Genomic DNA, 16,213 nt, shown 5'->3' with positions numbered 1-16,213 from the left:
CGCGGCCTACTAGATAATCGCGCGCTACGGGGATCAGCGTTCGTTGGTCCATTTTGACTTAGGTAGAGACTTGTCCTGGACCTCTTGGGGAATCATTTAGCCCCACAGGAGTCGGAACAATGCTCGCCAACTTGGCAAGAGTGGTCTGTAGGGTCGGTTTTTTCATGCCGCACACCTCATAGGCACTTTAACTGGCCGTTGGTTTTTTGATCTGTTTTCGGCGAGGGTTGCTCGTGATTGTTAGTCCCTGTAATGCACCAAAATTGTCTGCCAAACGGTTACGAAGCGCTCTGGTAGCGGGCTCTGCACTGCTCTGCCTGCTCAGCGCCGGTCAGCTTTGGGCATTCAATCTGGATGATGTATCGGTCAAGGCAAAAGAGCTGGCCGGGCAGAAGTACGAGGCTCCGCGCAGTAACCTGCCGAACGAGTTCCGCGAAATGAAATTCGCGGACTATCAAAAAATTCGTTTCCTGACCGAAAAAGCCGAGTGGGCCGATCAGAAAACCCCGTTCAAGCTGTCGTTCTATCACCAGGGTATGCATTTCGATACACCGGTGAAAATCAACGAAATCACAGCTAACACCGTCGAAGAGATCAAATACGACCCAAGTCGTTTCGATTTCGGCGACGTGAAGTTCGATCCTAAAGCCACTGAACAACTGGGTTATGCCGGTTTCCGTGTGCTGTACCCGATCAACAAGGCTGACAAGCAAGACGAAATCATGACCATGCTCGGCGCGAGTTACTTCCGCGTTGTCGGCAAGGGTCACACCTATGGCTTGTCCGCTCGCGGCATGGCCATCGATACCGCATTGCCGTCCGGCGAAGAATTCCCGCGTTTCACCGAGTTCTGGATTCAACAGCCGAAACCGGGTGACAAGCACCTGGTGATCTTTGCGCTGCTGGATTCGCCACGTGCCACCGGTGCCTATCGCCTGACCGTGCGTCCGGGCAGCGACACCGTTGTCGACGTCAAGGCCAGGATGTTCCTGCGTGACAAGGTCACCAAGCTTGGCGTTGCGCCGCTGACCAGCATGTTCCTGTTCGGCGCCAATCAGCCGTCGAAAGTGCTGAACTACCGTCGCGAACTGCATGACTCCAGCGGTCTGTCGATCCATGCCGGTAACGGCGAGTGGATCTGGCGCCCACTGAACAATCCGAAACACTTGTCGGTGAGCAACTTCTCGATCGAGAACCCGCGCGGTTTCGGCCTGCTGCAACGTGGCCGGGACTTCAGCCACTACGAAGATCTCGACGACCGCTATGACAAGCGCCCAAGTGCCTGGATCGAACCAAAAGGCGATTGGGGCAAGGGCTCCGTCGATCTGGTAGAGATTCCGACTGCCGACGAAACCAACGACAATATCGTTGCGTTCTGGAGTCCGGAAAAACTGCCTGAGCCTGGCCAACCGCTGGACGTCGCTTATCGCATGCACTGGACCATCGACGAAGCCGCGCTTCACGCACCGGACAGCGCCTGGGTTCAACAGACCCTGCGCTCCACGGGTGACGTGAAACAGTCCAACCTGATTCGTCAGCCGGACGGTAGCGTTGCTTATCTGGTGGACTTCGAAGGCCCGTCCCTTGCGGCATTGCCGGAAGCTACGGAGGTTCGTAGCCAGGTCAGCGTTGGCGAGAATGCCGAGCTGGTCGAGAACAGCGTACGTTACAACCCTGAAACCAAGGGCTGGCGCCTGACGCTGCGGATGAAAATCAAGGATCCGGGCAAGCCTACCGAGATGCGTGCTGCGCTGGTCAAGAACATCGTGACTGCCGACCTGGCCAAAACATCGTTGCCGGCATCCAATTCTTCCGTCGCCAAGGCTGACAAGATTGCCGCTCGGCAGCAGGAGAAGCTGGACAAGGAAGCCAAGGAAACCAAGCCAGCTGAGGCCAAGCAGGTTGAAACCAAGCAGGTCGAAGCCAAGCCAGCCGCAGTTTCCAAGGACAAGGACAACAAAGACGCCAAGCAGCCAGTCGCTGCCGAAGCGGCCCCAGCCACACCGGAATCGGTACCGACTGAAGAAGTCCTGACCGAGACCTGGAGCTACCAGTTGCCTGCCGATGAGTAATTCTCAAGTACAGCCAGAGACTCTTGCCGAGTATCTGGCGCATCTGCCGATGACCGACCAGCAGCGCGCGGAACTCGCGGGCTGCAAGTCTTTCAGCGAATTGCATGAGCGCCTTTCGTCCTCGACGTTCGACGCGCCGACCGAGGCTGCTCAAGCTTCAGTCGGTCGTCGCCTGACCCTGAACACCGCCGAAGAACTGGCCGACGCTGAAATGCTGGTGCTCGACGCCAGCGGCCGGGTTTGCCTGCGGGCAACCCCGCCGATTCGTCGGACCAAAGTCGTGCCGGAGCCGTGGCGCACCAACATTCTGGTGCGTGGCTGGCGTCGTCTGACCGGTCGCACCAATCCGCCGGCCCCGCCGAAGGATGAGCGTGTGCTGCCAGCCGCTCGCTGGCGCACCGTCGGTTCGATCCGCCGCTACATTCTGCTGGTGCTGATGCTGGGCCAGACCATCGTTGCCGGCTGGTACATGAAAGGCATCATGCCGTACCAGGGCTGGTCGTTCGTCGACCTGAACGAAGTGCTGCATCAACCGCTGTCGCAGACCGCCACGCAAGTGCTGCCGTATGCACTGCAAACCAGCATCCTGATCTTGTTCGGGATTCTGTTCTGCTGGGTGTCGGCCGGTTTCTGGACCGCGTTGATGGGCTTCCTCGAGTTGCTCACCGGTCACGACAAATACCGCATTTCCGGTAAAAGCGCCGGTAACGAGCCGATTCCTACGGACGCGCGCACCGCACTGGTGATGCCGATCTGCAACGAAGACGTGCCACGGGTGTTTGCCGGTTTGCGGGCGACCTTCGAGTCGGTTGCGGCCACGGGCAACCTGGATCGCTTCGACTTCTTTGTCCTCAGCGACAGTAACGACGCCGATATCTGCGTCGCCGAGCAACAAGCCTGGCTGGACGTCTGCCGTGAAGCCAAGGGCTTCGGCAAGATCTTCTATCGCCGCCGTCGCCGTCGCGTTAAGCGTAAAAGCGGTAACCTCGACGACTTCTGCCGTCGTTGGGGCGGTGATTACAAGTACATGGTCGTGCTCGACGCGGACTCCGTGATGAGCGGCGATTGCCTGACCAGTCTGGTGCGCTTGATGGAAGCCACCCCGGACGCCGGGATCATCCAGACCGCACCGCGCGCGTCTGGTATGGACACGCTGTATGCACGCATGCAGCAGTTCGCCACCCGCGTGTACGGTCCACTGTTTACCGCCGGTCTGCACTTCTGGCAGTTGGGCGAATCCCACTACTGGGGCCACAACGCGATCATCCGCATGAAGCCGTTCATCGAGCACTGCGCCCTGGCGCCGTTGCCCGGTAAAGGCGCGTTTGCCGGTGCAATTCTGTCCCACGACTTCGTTGAAGCGGCGCTGATGCGCCGTGCCGGCTGGGGTGTGTGGATTGCCTACGACTTGCCGGGCAGCTACGAAGAATTGCCGCCGAACCTGCTGGACGAACTCAAGCGTGACCGTCGCTGGTGTCACGGCAACCTGATGAACTTCCGGCTGTTCCTGGTAAAAGGCATGCACCCGGTGCACCGTGCGGTGTTCCTGACGGGCGTGATGTCTTACTTGTCGGCGCCGTTGTGGTTCTTCTTCCTCGTGCTGTCCACGGCGCTGCTGGCGGTCAACACGCTGATGGAACCGCAGTACTTCCTTGAGCCACGTCAGCTGTATCCGTTGTGGCCACAATGGCACCCGGACAAGGCGATTGCGCTGTTCTCGACCACCGTCGTGCTGCTGTTCCTGCCGAAGTTGTTGAGCATCATCCTGATCTGGGCCAAGGGCGCGAAAGAGTTCGGTGGCAAGTTCAAGGTGACGATGTCGATGCTGCTGGAGATGCTGTTCTCCATGCTGCTGGCGCCGGTACGGATGATTTTCCACACCCGCTTCGTGCTCGCCGCGTTCCTCGGCTGGGCCGCGACCTGGAACTCGCCGCAACGTGACGACGACTCCACGCCATGGAGCGAAGCGGTAAAACGCCACGGTCCGCAAACCTTGCTGGGCTTCTTCTGGGCCCTGTTGGTGATCTGGCTGAACCCGAGCTTCCTCTGGTGGCTGGTGCCGATCGTCGGTTCGTTGATGCTGTCGATTCCGGTGTCGGTGATCTCCAGTCGAGTCGGTCTGGGCCTCAAGTCCCGTGACGAAAGCCTGTTCCTGATCCCTGAGGAATACAATCCGCCACAGGCGTTGGTGGCAACCGACCAGTACACCCACGAAAACCGTTGGCATGCGCTGAACGACGGCTTCATCCGGGCAGTGGTCGATCCACAGCAGAACGCCTTGGCGTGCTCGCTGGCGACGTCCCGCCACCGTGAGGCCGAGCCGATCGAATGGCTGCGGATCGAACGGGTGCGTCATGCGCTGAAAGCCGGGCCTGAGGGGCTGAACAACGATGAGCGCGTGCAACTGCTCAGTGACCCGGTAGCACTGGGTCGTCTGCATGAGCAGATCTGGAACGAAGCTCACCCCGAGTGGCTTGAGGCGTGGCGTAAATCGGTGAAAGCCGATCCCCATGCGCCGCTGTTGCCGCTCAAGCCGTTGAGTGTGCAGCCTCAGTTGGCCTGACAAAAAACCCCGCGAAAGCGGGGTTTTTTTTGCGCTGCTGATCGTTCCCACGCTCTGCGTGGGAATGCCTCAACGGACGCTCTGCGTCCGCTCTTGGGACGCGGAGCGTCCCGGGCTGCATTCCCACGCGGAGCGTGGGAACGATCAAAATCCCAACCAAACCCTTGTGCAAACGAACGAGTGCGTTAGCATCCGTCCCCGAATTGGTGCGCCCGGACAATTTTCTGTTCGTATCTGCCGGTTTTCCAAGGGAAACCCGCAGTTTGCGCGCCTCACAACGCGATGGTTTTGGGGACTTGATGATGAAGAAGTATCTCTCGATGCTGCTGGTCGGCGTCACGGCATTGGTTGCAGTCAACGCGGCGCAGGCCGGTGCCATCGATGACGCGGTCAAGCGCGGCACGCTGAAAGTCGGTATGGACCCGACCTACATGCCGTTCGAAATGACCAATAAGCGCGGCGAGATCATCGGCTTCGAAGTCGACCTCCTCAAAGCCATGACCAAGGCCATGGGCGTCAAGCTGGAGATGGTTTCCACCGGCTACGACGGCATCATCCCGGCCCTGCTCACCGACAAGTTCGACATGATCGGCAGCGGCATGACCCTGACCCAGGAACGCAACCTGCGCCTGAACTTCAGCGAACCGTTCATCGTGGTGGGCCAGACCCTGCTGATCCGCAAGGAACTGGAAGGCACCATCAAGTCCTATAAAGACCTGAACACCGCCGACTACCGCATCACTTCCAAGCTCGGCACCACCGGCGAAATGGTGGCCAAAAAACTCATCTCCAAAGCCAACTACCACGGCTACGACAACGAGCAGGAAGCCGTGCTCGACGTGGTCAACGGCAAGGCCGACGCCTTCATCTACGACGCGCCTTACAACGTCGTGGCCGTGAACAAGGTCGGTGCCGGCAAACTGGTATTCCTCGACAAGCCGTTCACCTACGAGCCGCTGGCCTTCGGTCTGAAGAAGGGTGACTACGACAGCATCAACTTCATCAACAACTTCCTGCGCCAGATCCACGAAGACGGCACCTACGATCGCATCCATGACAAGTGGTTCAAAGACACCGCTTGGCTCAAGGACATGGAATAAGCCCCACCGCTGATCGTTCCCACGCAGAGCGTGGGAACGATCATCTGAGAGTCCCGTAATGAAACAGAAAAAAGCCCAATGGCCGTGGCACGTTTTAACCGTGCTGCTGCTGATCGGCCTGGCCGGCGCGTTGTACTACGCCACCTCGCTGATGTCCTACGAATGGCGCTGGAACCGTGTGCCGCAATACTTCGCCTACCACGCCGAAGAATCCCAGCGTGCCGCCGATATCTCCACCGTCAGCGAACTGGTGCGCAAGGGCGACAAGGCTGAAGTCACCCTGCGCAATGATGCCGGCGTCGAGCAGCACCTGACCGTCGACGACAACAGCCTGCAGGTCGCCCAAGGTGATGACGTGGCCGAAGGCGACGTGATCGGCGTGACCCGTCATTGGGCCGCAGGTCCGCTGATGTGGGGGCTCTGGACCACCTTATGGTTGTCCTTTGTTTCAGGTGTGCTCGGCCTGTTGATCGGCCTGGTCACGGGCCTGTGCCGACTGTCGAACAACCCGACCCTGCGCGATCTCTCGACGATCTACGTCGAACTGGTCCGCGGTACGCCGCTGCTGGTGCAAATCTTCATTTTCTACTTCTTCATCGGCACCGTGATGAACCTCTCCCGGGAGTTCGCCGGGATCGCCGCGCTGTCGCTGTTCACCGGCGCTTATGTGGCGGAAATCATCCGTTCCGGCGTGCAATCCATCGCCCGTGGCCAGAGCGAAGCCGCGCGCTCCCTGGGCCTGAGCGCTGGTCAGTCGATGCGCCACGTGGTGCTGCCGCAAGCGCTCAAACGGGTGCTGCCACCGTTGGCTGGCCAGTTCATCAGTCTGGTCAAGGACACCTCGCTGGTGTCGGTGATTGCGATTACCGAGCTGCTCAAAAGCGGTCGCGAAGTTATCACCACCTCGTTCTCGCCGTTCGAAATCCTGTTCTGCGTGGCCGGTTTGTACCTGTTGATCAACCTGCCGCTGTCGAAAATCGCCAGCCGGCTTGAGCGGAGGCTCGCGCAAAGTGATTGAAGTCCGCGATCTGGTAAAAGTTTTCGACACCCGCGGCCAGGTGGTTCGCGCGGTGGATAATGTTTCGACGCGCGTGGCCAAGGGCGAAGTGCTGGTGGTGATCGGTCCGTCCGGTTCCGGCAAGTCGACTTTCCTGCGCTGCCTCAACGGCCTGGAAGAGTTTGATTCGGGTTCGGTGAGCATCGACGGCTTGCAACTGGCCGACCCGAAAACCGATGTGAATGCCTATCGCCGCGAAGTCGGCATGGTGTTCCAGCATTTCAACCTGTTCCCGCACATGACCGTGCTGGAAAACCTCTGCCTGGCCCAGAAAGTCGTGCGCAAGCGCGGCAAGAAGGAGCGTGAGGCCAAGGCCTTGGCGTTGCTGGAGAAGGTTGGCATTGCGCAGAAGGCCAACGAGTTTCCGTCGCGCCTGTCCGGCGGCCAGCAGCAGCGCGTAGCCATCGCCCGGGCATTAGCCATGGAGCCGAAGGTCATGCTGTTCGATGAGCCGACCTCGGCGCTCGACCCGGAAATGGTCGGCGAAGTGCTGGACGTGATGAAAACCCTGGCGGTGGAAGGCATGACCATGGTGTGCGTCACCCACGAAATGGGCTTCGCCCGGGAAGTGGCGGATCGGGTGCTGTTCTTCGATCACGGCAAATTGCTGGAAGACGCCTCACCGGCCGAATTCTTCGATGCGCCGAAGGATCCACGGGCACAGGCCTTCTTGCGGCAGGTCCTCTAACCTCAGCGCCTGCCTAAAAGCATCGCGGGCAAGCCTTGCTCCTATAGTTTGATGTTGTGCTCGATTCTTGCGGCAAACACCAAACTGTAGGAGCAAGGCTTGCCCGCGATGGCATCACCTCGGTCCCAAGCGAACCGAGGTCATTGAATCGCCTTAAACCTTGAACCTGCCCACCAGCATCTGCAGATGCGTCCCCAACCGTGCCAGCTCAACGCTGGACGCCGCGGTTTCTTCACTGGCCGCCGAGGTCTGCTCGGACACGTCGCGCACGTTCAGCACGCTACGGTTGATCTCTTCAGCCACCGCGCTCTGCTGCTCGGCCGCTGCAGCAATCTGCTGGTTCATCGACTGAATCGCCGAGACGGTGCGGGTAATGCTTTCCAGCGAGCCACCGGCGCGGCGGGTCAGTTCGACGCTGCTGTCGGTCAGGCTGCGGCTGTTGTCCATGATGGTCGCCACTTGCTGGGTGCCGGCTTGCAGGCCGACGATCAGCTCTTCGATTTCTTCGGTGGACTTCTGGGTACGCTGGGCCAGGCTGCGGACTTCGTCGGCGACCACCGCAAAACCACGTCCGGCCTCACCGGCACGCGCGGCCTCAATCGCCGCGTTGAGCGCCAACAGGTTGGTTTGCTGGGCGACGGATTTGATCACGTCGAGCACGCTGCCGATCTTGTCGCTTTCGCGTTTGAGATGACCCATGGCCTCGGTGGAGTTGCCGACTTCTTTGGCCAGGCGCTCGATCTGGGCGATGGCTTCGCCGACCACTTTGTCACCTTCGCGGGCCTGCTGGTCGGCGGCGACGGCGGCTTCGGACGCTTCTTCGGCGTTACGCGCGACTTCCTGCACGGTGGCGGTCATTTCGTTCATGGCGGTGGCCACCTGGTCGGTCTCGACCTTCTGGCTGTTGACCCCGGCGCTGGTCTGCTCGGTGACTGCCGACAGCTCTTCGGCGGCGCTGGCGATTTGCGTGACGCCGTCACTGATGCCGCCGATCAACTCGCGCAGGCCCAGGGTCATGCTCTGCATGGCGCGCTGTAGTTGGCCGAGTTCGTCCTGACGTTCAGAGATAAGGTTTTGGGTCAGGTCGCCGGCAGCAACGCGTTCCGCCACTTTGAGGGTCTGGCTCAGGGGAATCACGATCTGGCGAGTGATGGCCCACGCGGCAAGCATGCCGAAGGCGAGCGCCAGGACGGTGGCCAGTAGCAGCATGTTTTTGGCATGCGCGGCGTCAGTGTCACGGACGATGGTTTGCGACACGGTGAGTTTTTTGCTGACGTCGAGCAGGATGTCGCCTTGTACGGCCATGCGTTTGAGCGCGGCAGCGCTGGCAACCTGAGAGTCACGGAACTGGCTGACGGCGGCGCGGTAGGCCTTGAGCGAGTCAGTGGCCTGTTGCAGGTTGGCGATGTGCTGTTCCGGCAGTTTGGAGGGCAGGCTCTCGAGGTTTTTCAACGCGTTGTCGATGGCGTCCAGCGCCGGTTGCTGGGCTTCGGTTTTGCCGCTGTAGGTATAACCGCGAACCTGGAAGCGCGCTTGCTGGATCAGTTTGCTCAGGTCGATCACGCTGTTGAAATCGGCGACGCTGTCACCTTGCAGCATGGATTTTTCGACTTCGGCGACACGGGCCACGGCGTTGTCGGCGGTGGCGCCGAGTTTGCCGCGGGCGTCTTCGCGGTGGGCGCCGGCCTGGGTCATGGCGGTGAAGGCTTGTTTGTACTCACTGACGGCGGCCAGTTGCTGGTCGATCATGGCCACGTCGGCCGGTTGTTCGATCAACGTGCGCGCGGTTTTCAGGCCGGTATCGAGTTGGCCAAGCAGGTCGTTGACCGCACCGGGGCCTTGTTCGCCGCGACGCATTTCGTAATCCAGACGGGCCAGTCGCAGGTCTTTGGTCAGGTCATTGAGGCTGGCAATAAACCCCAGCTTATCGCCGCGACTCATCACGCCGCTCAGGCCGGTCCAGCCGGTGAAAGTGATCAACAAGGTAAGCAGCAGCACCAGACCGAAGCCGACACCCAGTTTGCGATTGACGCTGACGTTCCCCAGTTTCTCGGCTAGCCATCGGTACATGCTGCAACTCCCTGGAACCATTGGTTGGTTTTATGGGGACTGTATCGGCAGGCAGCCGGGAATCTGTAGGTTTTAGAAGAGGCGGGCGAGCAGTGCAGTGACGGCAGTTTCGACCCGCAGGATGCGGTCGCCGAGCTGCACCGGTTGCAGGCCGGCCTTGCCGAGCAGGTCGATTTCGTAAGGAATCCAGCCACCTTCGGGGCCGATGGCCAGGGTCACCGGTTCGTCCAGGCCACGAGGGCAGGGCGGGTAATGGCCGGGGTGGCCGACCAGGCCGAGGGTGCCCTCGGTGATCGCCGGCAGACGGTCCTCGACGAACGGCTTGAAGCGCTTCTCGATGACGATTTCCGGCAGCACGCTGTCCCGGGCCTGTTCGAGGCCGAGGATCAGCTGCTCGCGAATCGCCTCGGGCTCCAGGAACGGGGTTTGCCAGAAGCTCTTCTCGACGCGATAGCTGTTCACCAGAATGATTCGTGGCACACCCATGGCCGCCACGGTCTGAAACACCCTGCGGAGCATTTTCGGCCGCGGCAGGGCCAACACTAGGGTCAGCGGCAGCTTGGCAGGGGGTGGCTGGTCGAGGGTGACGCGCAATTCAGCTTCATCGGCGTCCAGGCGCAGCAGTTCGGCCGAGCCCATCAGCCCGCCGATGCGACCGACCCGCAGGCTATCGCCGACAACGGAGCGATGGACTTCCTGCATGTGCGTCAACCGGCGATCGCGCAGGATCGCCCGGTCGGCCGCAATGAAATCGGCCTCTTCGAGAAGCAGCAGGTTCAAGGTTGAGTCGCTGGCGGCTGGTCGTTGTGATCGTCGGCCGGCTGGTCGTCCGGGTGCTCGCCGCGCTTGCTGATCAGGCCACCGAACAGGATGCCGATTTCAAACAGCAGCCACATAGGTACGGCCAGCAGCGTCTGCGAAAAAATGTCCGGAGGCGTCAGGATCATGCCGACCACGAAGCAGCCGATGATCACGTACGGGCGGATTTTCCTCAGGTAAGCGACGTTGACCACGCCGATCCATACCAGCAGCACCACGGCCACCGGAATCTCGAACGCTACGCCGAAGGCGAAGAACAGCGTCATGACGAAATCGAGGTAGCTGCTGATGTCGGTCATCATCTCCACGCCGGCTGGGGTGGCGGCGGCGAAGAACTTGAAGATCAGCGGGAACACCAGGTAATAGGCGAACGCCATGCCGGTGTAGAACAGCATGATGCTCGATACCAGCAAGGGCACGGCGATGCGTTTTTCATGCTTGTACAGGCCTGGCGCAATGAAGCCCCAGATCTGATGCAGGATCACCGGGATCGCCAGGAACAGCGAGACCATCATGGTCAGCTTCAGCGGCGTCAGGAACGGCGACGACACGTCGGTGGCGATCATCGTCGCGCCCACTGGCAGGTATTGGCGCAACGGTGTGGAGACGAAGGTGTAGATCTGCTGGGTGAAGGCAAACAACCCGGCGAAGATGATGAAGATCGCCGCTACACAACGCAGCAGGCGGGTACGCAACTCGGTGAGGTGCGAAACCAGCGGCATGTGCTGGTCATTTTCGGGGAGATCGCTCATGAGACTCGCGGCGGCAAAGTGGTGTCGTGAGGGGCCGGCGTTGTCGGCGCGGCGGCAGGAGCAACAGGTTCTACGGACGCGACAACCGGCGCCGGTTCAACAGCTTTCACCGTTTCCGTCGGTGCAGCGGCAGGTGCAGTTTCTGCCATCGGAGCATGAATCGTCTGCTCCGCCACAGGTTCAACCGGCTGAACCGGCGTAGCCTCCTGCTGAGTCGGCGTGAAAATCTTCCGCGCCTCCTGCTCCAGCGACAGAATGTGCTCGTTGTGCAGCTGCCGACGAATCTCGTCGGCACCGATTTCACGTTCAACTTCTTGTTTGATCGCGTTGAAGCTGCGCTTCAGGCGGCCGACCCACAGGCCAGCGGTGCGCGCAGCACCCGGCAGACGCTCGGGGCCCAGCACCAGCAGGGCCACGAGGCCGACGAGCAGCAGTTCAGAGAAGCTGATACCAAACATTAGTCAGTGCTCACACGTCTTTGCGGATCGGCTCTTCGACTTTTTGCGCCTGCACGTCGATGGTGTGCGGCTGGTTCACCGAGGCCTGCGGCTGAACCGGTGGTACCGGTTGGGACGGCGTCGCGGTCGGATCGGCCGGTTTTTCGTCGTCGTTCATGGCTTTTTTGAAGCCCTTGATCGACTCGCCGACATCAGTGCCGAGGTTTTTCAGTTTCTTGGTGCCGAACACCAGCACGACAACAACCAGGATGACGATCCAGTGTTTCCAGTCAAAAATGCCCATGTCGCTGCTCCTCTCTAATAGTTGTTCAGACGGACGGACGCGAGGCTTTCTCGGCGTGTCCGGACAGACCGAAACGACGGTCCAGTTCATCGAGTACAGCCTGTGGATGCTGCCCCAGTTGGGCGAGCATGACCATGCTGTGGAACCACAAATCGGCGGTTTCGTAGATCACATCGCTGCAGTCACCGCTGATGGCGGCATCCTTGGCGGCGATGATGGTTTCGACCGACTCTTCGCCGACTTTTTCCAGAATCTTGTTCAAGCCCTTGTGGTACAGGCTGGCGACATACGAGCTGTCGGCGGCGGCGCCTTTGCGCTCTTCCAGCACTTGGGCCAGACGGGTCAGAGTGTCACTCATGGCTGTGTCCTGCGGAATAGATGGCGTGCGGGTCTTTCAGAACCGGGTCGACGGTTTTCCAGTCGCCGTTCTCGAAGACGCGGTAGAAGCAGCTCTGACGGCCGGTATGGCAAGCGATGTCGCCGATCTGCTCGACCATCAGGATGATCACGTCGGCGTCACAGTCCAGGCGCATCTCATGCAGGGTTTGCACGTGGCCGGACTCTTCGCCCTTGCGCCACAGCTTGCCACGGGAACGTGACCAGTAAATGGCGCGGTTCTCGGCAGCAGTCAGTTCCAGCGCTTCACGGTTCATCCAGGCCATCATCAGGACACGCCCGGTCTTATGATCCTGGGCAATCGCCGGCACCAGGCCATCAGCGTCCCACTTGATCTCGTCCAGCCAGTTTTTCATCTTCGACTCCGACAGCGGGTTCCACACCTCATGAGTAGAACCCAAGCGTTCAAACAGTGTGCCAGCGTGCGGGGGCGCTGGCTATCGGCGAACGACCAGATACAAACCGACCGCCACCATGATGCCGGCCGGCCAATGACCCAGTTCGTTCAGCGGCCCACCGGCAGCGAGTATGGTGCCGCCGGCCAGGTGCGCACAGCCGAGCAGCCGCAGCAGCCAATCGTCCTTGCGGCGGTGCCACGGTGGCGGCGGGTCGTAGGCGTGGGGCAGGGACATGCGCTCGAGCAGGTCGCGGGCCATGTTGGCCAGGTGCGGCAGCTGTTCGAACTGGCTCTGCACGTTGCCGATCAAGGCTTTGGGGCTGACGCGCTCACGCATCCAGCGTTCGAGGAACGGCTGGGCGGTGTTCCACAAATCGAGGTCCGGGTACAACTGACGGCCCAGGCCTTCGATGTTCAGCAGGGTCTTTTGCAGCAAAACGAGCTGCGGCTGCACTTCCATGTTGAAGCGTCGGGCGGTCTGGAACAGGCGCATCAGCACCTGACCGAAAGAAATATCTTTTAACGGTTTTTCGAAGATCGGCTCGCACACGGTGCGGATCGCCGCCTCGAATTCGTTGAGTTTGGTTTCCGCTGGCACCCAGCCCGAATCGATGTGCAACTGCGCGACACGCCGGTAATCACGCTTGAAGAACGCGAACAGGTTGCGCGCCAGGTAGTCCTGGTCTTCCGGGGTCAGGCTGCCGACGATGCCGCAGTCGATCGCAATGTACTGCGGACTCCACGGGTTAACGGTGCTGACGAAGATGTTGCCGGGGTGCATGTCGGCGTGGAAGAAGCTGTCGCGGAACACCTGGGTGAAGAAGATCTCGACGCCGCGTTCAGCGAGCATTTTCATGTCGGTGCGCTGGTCGGCCAGGGTCGCCAGGTCGGTCACCTGAATGCCGTAGATGCGCTCCATCACCAGTACTTTCGGCCGGCACCAATCCCAATAGACTTGAGGTACGTAGAGCAGCGGCGAGTCGTCGAAGTTACGCCGCAACTGGCTGGCGTTGGCCGCCTCACGCAGCAGGTCGAGTTCGTCGTAGATGGTTTTTTCGTAGTCCTGGACCACGTCCACCGGGTGCAGCAGGCGCGCGTCGGCCGAGAGCCTTTCGGCGGCGCGGGCGAGGATGAACAGCCACGCCAGATCCTGCGCGATGATCGGCTTGAGGCCTGGGCGGATCACTTTGACGACGACTTCTTCGCCGGTTTTCAGCTGCGCGGCATGCACCTGCGCCACCGAGGCCGAGGCCAGCGGTTCGACGTCAAAACGGCTGAAGACTTCACTGATCTTTTTGCCGAGCTGTTCTTCGATCAGATTGACCGACACTTGCGAGTCGAACGGCGGCACGCGGTCCTGCAGCTTCATCAGCTCATCGGCGATGTCTTCCGGCAGCAAGTCGCGGCGGGTGGACAGGATTTGCCCGAACTTGATGAAAATCGGTCCCAGGTCCTGCAACGCCAGACGCAATCGCGCGCCGCGGCTCAGGTCCAGCGTCTTGCGCGGGAACCAGCGCCACGGCAAGGCGTAGCGCAGCGCCAGCAGAAACCACGGCAGTGGCAGGGCGAACAGCAGGTCATCGAGGCGGTAGCGAATCACAACGCGCTGGATGCGCAACAAACGGCGGACGGCAAGCAGCTTCATGCGTTATCGCTTGGGTCGAGGGATCGGGAAAGGCGCTCGAATCGCGCCTCGAGACGTTCCAGATCGAGTTTGATCTGGTCCAGTTCACTGAAACGGGCTTCGGCTTCGCGTTGACCGACAAGGGTGCGCGATTCTTCGGCCAGGTATTCGCCAAGGTTCTGATTGAGGCTGGCGAACCCTTGCTGATACCAGCGTGCGCGACTGCGCAGGTGACCGCCGACCAGTTGCGTGGCGACAGGTCCCAGCCAGCGCGAGAGTTCGTACTCCCAGTCCAGCTCAAGGTCCTGAAGGATCGCCGCCAGTTCCAGCAGCACGCCGCTGTCGCCGTCGAGTTCGACTTCAGGAGCATGCAGGACCGAAGTCTTGTCCTTGCTCATGGCCAGTTTCAGCAGGCTGGAGGCCGGTGCGCGCAAGGTACAGTCGGCGCCGGTTTCCCAGTGGGAAGCCAGCATCAAGCCTTCGTCGCTGGGCAGGATGAACACTTGCAGCGCCGGGCTGCGGCAGTCGACGGCAATCACCTTGCCACTCAAATGCGCCAGCCGCGGCAACGCCGTGCTGTCGAGACGCAGCACCCGGTTCAGACCGAGTTCAACGCTGGCGAGCAGGCCGGCCAGCAACATCAGGGTTTGATGCCGCGGTGCAGGGCGACGATGCCTGCGGTCATGTTGTGGTAGGTCACGCGGTCGAAACCGGCCTCGACCATCATCGACTTCAGGGTTTCCTGATTCGGGTGCATGCGGATCGATTCGGCCAGGTAGCGATAGCTTTCCGAGTCGTTGGTGATCAGCTTGCCCATCAGCGGCATGAAGGCGAACGAGTAGGCGTCGTAGGCTTTGGACATCAGCGCGTTGGTTGGCTTGGAGAACTCCAGCACCAGCAAACGGCCGCCCGGTTTCAGCACGCGCAGCATCGAGCGCAGGGCGTCTTCTTTATGGGTAACGTTGCGCAGGCCGAAAGCGATGGTCACGCAGTCGAAATGGTTGTCCGGGAACGGCAGCTTTTCAGCGTCCGCCTGAACGAATTCGACGTTGCCGGCCACACCCAGATCCAGCAAGCGGTCACGACCGACCTTGAGCATGGATTCGTTGATGTCGGCCAACACCACCTGGCCGGTCGGGCCAACGAGGTGCGAGAACTTCTTGGTCAAGTCGCCGGTACCGCCGGCGATGTCCAGCACGCGGTTACCGGTGCGAACGCCCGACAGCTCGATCGCGAAACGCTTCCACAGACGGTGCATGCCGCCCGACAGGAGGTCGTTCATCAAGTCGTACTTGGCGGCTACCGAGTGGAAAACTTCAGCGACTTTTTCCGCTTTCTGGCTTTCCGGAACGTTTTTGAAGCCGAAGTGAGTGGTGGGTTCGGCATCGCTGCCTTTGCGCTGATCAGTCATATCGCTGTCACCAAAAGAGAATGCGGGACATTCTAATCCCGGTGGCCTGCTTTGTCTTGGCAAGGCTGCAGGTAAGATAGGTAACAGCCGGGACGTTTTGCCGCAGTAGCGGTCAAGATGCTTCAGGAAAGTATTCATAAAGCAGGAGTCATTCGATGGCCCGTATTAGTGTTGAGCGTGCCCACGGCCTGGGTAAGGAAGCGGCCCGCGAGAAGGCCGACCAGTTGGCGCAGAAACTGTCCGAACAATATGGCCTGGAGCCGCAATGGTCTGGCGACACCCTGAACCTCAAGCGTTCCGGTGTGAAAGGCGCGGTGTATGTGGGCGAGGATTCGATCAAGGTCGATGTCGAACTTGGCCTGTTGATGTCGGCCATGAGCGGCACGATCAAATCGGAAATCGAAAAGGCCCTCGATAAAGCACTCACATAACTCACGCTTTTCCGTAGGAGCAAAGCTTGCTCGCGATGGCATCACCACGGACTAACTGAAGTACCGCGGTGTCTGCATCGCGAGCAAGCTTT

16 protein-coding genes and 1 pseudogene are annotated in these 16,213 nt (G+C 60.5%); 6 read left to right on the top strand and 11 right to left on the bottom strand.

Going from position 1 to position 16,213, the window contains the following annotated elements:
• Positions 1-233 precede the first annotated feature (233 nt).
• The 5 genes from CKW16_RS05360 to CKW16_RS05335 all read left to right on the top strand — a co-directional run bounded on the left by CKW16_RS05360 (position 234) and on the right by CKW16_RS05335 (position 7,480).
• On the top strand, positions 234-2,072 hold the full coding sequence (locus CKW16_RS05360; protein ID WP_095127526.1) for a glucan biosynthesis protein G: 1,839 nt from the start codon (positions 234-236) through the stop codon (positions 2,070-2,072).
• Positions 2,065-4,635 carry a glucans biosynthesis glucosyltransferase MdoH gene (gene mdoH / locus CKW16_RS05355; protein WP_095127525.1) on the top strand — a complete coding sequence of 857 codons (2,571 nt, stop codon included), beginning with the start codon at positions 2,065-2,067 and terminating at the stop codon, positions 4,633-4,635. Before CKW16_RS05360 ends, mdoH begins: the two co-directional genes overlap by 8 nt.
• Before the next feature lie 302 nt (positions 4,636-4,937).
• Positions 4,938-5,735: a transporter substrate-binding domain-containing protein gene (locus CKW16_RS05345; RefSeq protein ID WP_095127523.1), complete on the top strand. Its 798-nt coding sequence runs from the start codon at positions 4,938-4,940 to the stop codon at positions 5,733-5,735.
• A gap of 58 nt (positions 5,736-5,793) precedes the next feature.
• Entirely contained in the window at positions 5,794-6,753 is a 960-nt protein-coding gene (locus CKW16_RS05340) for an amino acid ABC transporter permease (RefSeq protein ID WP_095127522.1), read from the top strand.
• Positions 6,746-7,480 (top strand): amino acid ABC transporter ATP-binding protein, encoded by a 735-nt coding sequence (locus tag CKW16_RS05335; protein ID WP_095127521.1) that lies wholly within the window; start codon positions 6,746-6,748, stop codon positions 7,478-7,480. Before CKW16_RS05340 ends, CKW16_RS05335 begins: the two co-directional genes overlap by 8 nt.
• Positions 7,481-7,633: 153 nt before the next feature.
• Here the strand turns inward: CKW16_RS05335 and CKW16_RS32825 are convergent, their stop codons facing one another.
• The 11 genes and pseudogenes from CKW16_RS32825 to ubiE all read right to left on the bottom strand — a co-directional run bounded on the left by CKW16_RS32825 (position 7,634) and on the right by ubiE (position 15,690).
• Complete coding sequence (locus tag CKW16_RS32825; protein ID WP_371918013.1) at positions 7,634-8,347, bottom strand: methyl-accepting chemotaxis protein; 714 nt, start codon at positions 8,345-8,347, stop codon at positions 7,634-7,636.
• 144 nt (positions 8,348-8,491) lie between these two features.
• A pseudogene (locus CKW16_RS32820) lies at positions 8,492-9,550 on the bottom strand (methyl-accepting chemotaxis protein); the annotation flags it as partial.
• Between the two features lie 72 nt (positions 9,551-9,622).
• Positions 9,623-10,330 (bottom strand): 16S rRNA (uracil(1498)-N(3))-methyltransferase, encoded by a 708-nt coding sequence (locus CKW16_RS05325; protein ID WP_095127519.1) that lies wholly within the window; start codon positions 10,328-10,330, stop codon positions 9,623-9,625.
• Positions 10,327-11,121: a twin-arginine translocase subunit TatC gene (gene tatC, locus CKW16_RS05320; protein ID WP_095127518.1), complete on the bottom strand. Its 795-nt coding sequence runs from the start codon at positions 11,119-11,121 to the stop codon at positions 10,327-10,329. The genes CKW16_RS05325 and tatC overlap by 4 nt, the downstream gene beginning before the upstream one ends.
• Positions 11,118-11,579: a Sec-independent protein translocase protein TatB gene (tatB, locus tag CKW16_RS05315; RefSeq protein ID WP_095127517.1), complete on the bottom strand. Its 462-nt coding sequence runs from the start codon at positions 11,577-11,579 to the stop codon at positions 11,118-11,120. The genes tatC and tatB overlap by 4 nt, the downstream gene beginning before the upstream one ends.
• Before the next feature lie 10 nt (positions 11,580-11,589).
• Positions 11,590-11,862, bottom strand: coding sequence for a twin-arginine translocase TatA/TatE family subunit (locus tag CKW16_RS05310; RefSeq protein WP_008005062.1), 273 nt, complete (start codon positions 11,860-11,862; stop codon positions 11,590-11,592).
• A gap of 25 nt (positions 11,863-11,887) precedes the next feature.
• On the bottom strand, positions 11,888-12,220 hold the full coding sequence (locus CKW16_RS05305; RefSeq protein WP_095127516.1) for a phosphoribosyl-ATP diphosphatase: 333 nt from the start codon (positions 12,218-12,220) through the stop codon (positions 11,888-11,890).
• On the bottom strand, positions 12,213-12,614 hold the full coding sequence (gene hisI, locus CKW16_RS05300; protein WP_008149521.1) for a phosphoribosyl-AMP cyclohydrolase: 402 nt from the start codon (positions 12,612-12,614) through the stop codon (positions 12,213-12,215). Before hisI ends, CKW16_RS05305 begins: the two co-directional genes overlap by 8 nt.
• Before the next feature lie 81 nt (positions 12,615-12,695).
• A complete protein-coding gene (ubiB, locus tag CKW16_RS05295; RefSeq protein WP_095127515.1) occupies positions 12,696-14,300 on the bottom strand; it encodes a ubiquinone biosynthesis regulatory protein kinase UbiB in 1,605 nt (534 codons plus the stop codon).
• Entirely contained in the window at positions 14,297-14,920 is a 624-nt protein-coding gene (locus CKW16_RS05290; protein ID WP_095127514.1) for an SCP2 domain-containing protein, read from the bottom strand. The genes ubiB and CKW16_RS05290 overlap by 4 nt, the downstream gene beginning before the upstream one ends.
• Positions 14,920-15,690, bottom strand: a complete 771-nt coding sequence (ubiE, locus tag CKW16_RS05285; protein ID WP_007948968.1) for a bifunctional demethylmenaquinone methyltransferase/2-methoxy-6-polyprenyl-1,4-benzoquinol methylase UbiE — start codon at positions 15,688-15,690, stop codon at positions 14,920-14,922. Before ubiE ends, CKW16_RS05290 begins: the two co-directional genes overlap by 1 nt.
• Positions 15,691-15,845: 155 nt before the next feature.
• Between ubiE and CKW16_RS05280 the strand changes: the two genes are divergently transcribed.
• Positions 15,846-16,121 (top strand): polyhydroxyalkanoic acid system family protein, encoded by a 276-nt coding sequence (locus CKW16_RS05280; RefSeq protein WP_095127513.1) that lies wholly within the window; start codon positions 15,846-15,848, stop codon positions 16,119-16,121.
• Positions 16,122-16,213 lie beyond the last annotated feature (92 nt).

Origin of the sequence: Pseudomonas sp. Irchel s3h14 (assembly GCF_900187425.1) — a bacterium.
Classification (GTDB): Bacteria; Pseudomonadota; Gammaproteobacteria; order Pseudomonadales; family Pseudomonadaceae; genus Aquipseudomonas.
The sequence above is the reverse complement of the archived record's forward strand: the minus strand, read 5'-3'. Positions and strand labels throughout refer to the sequence as shown.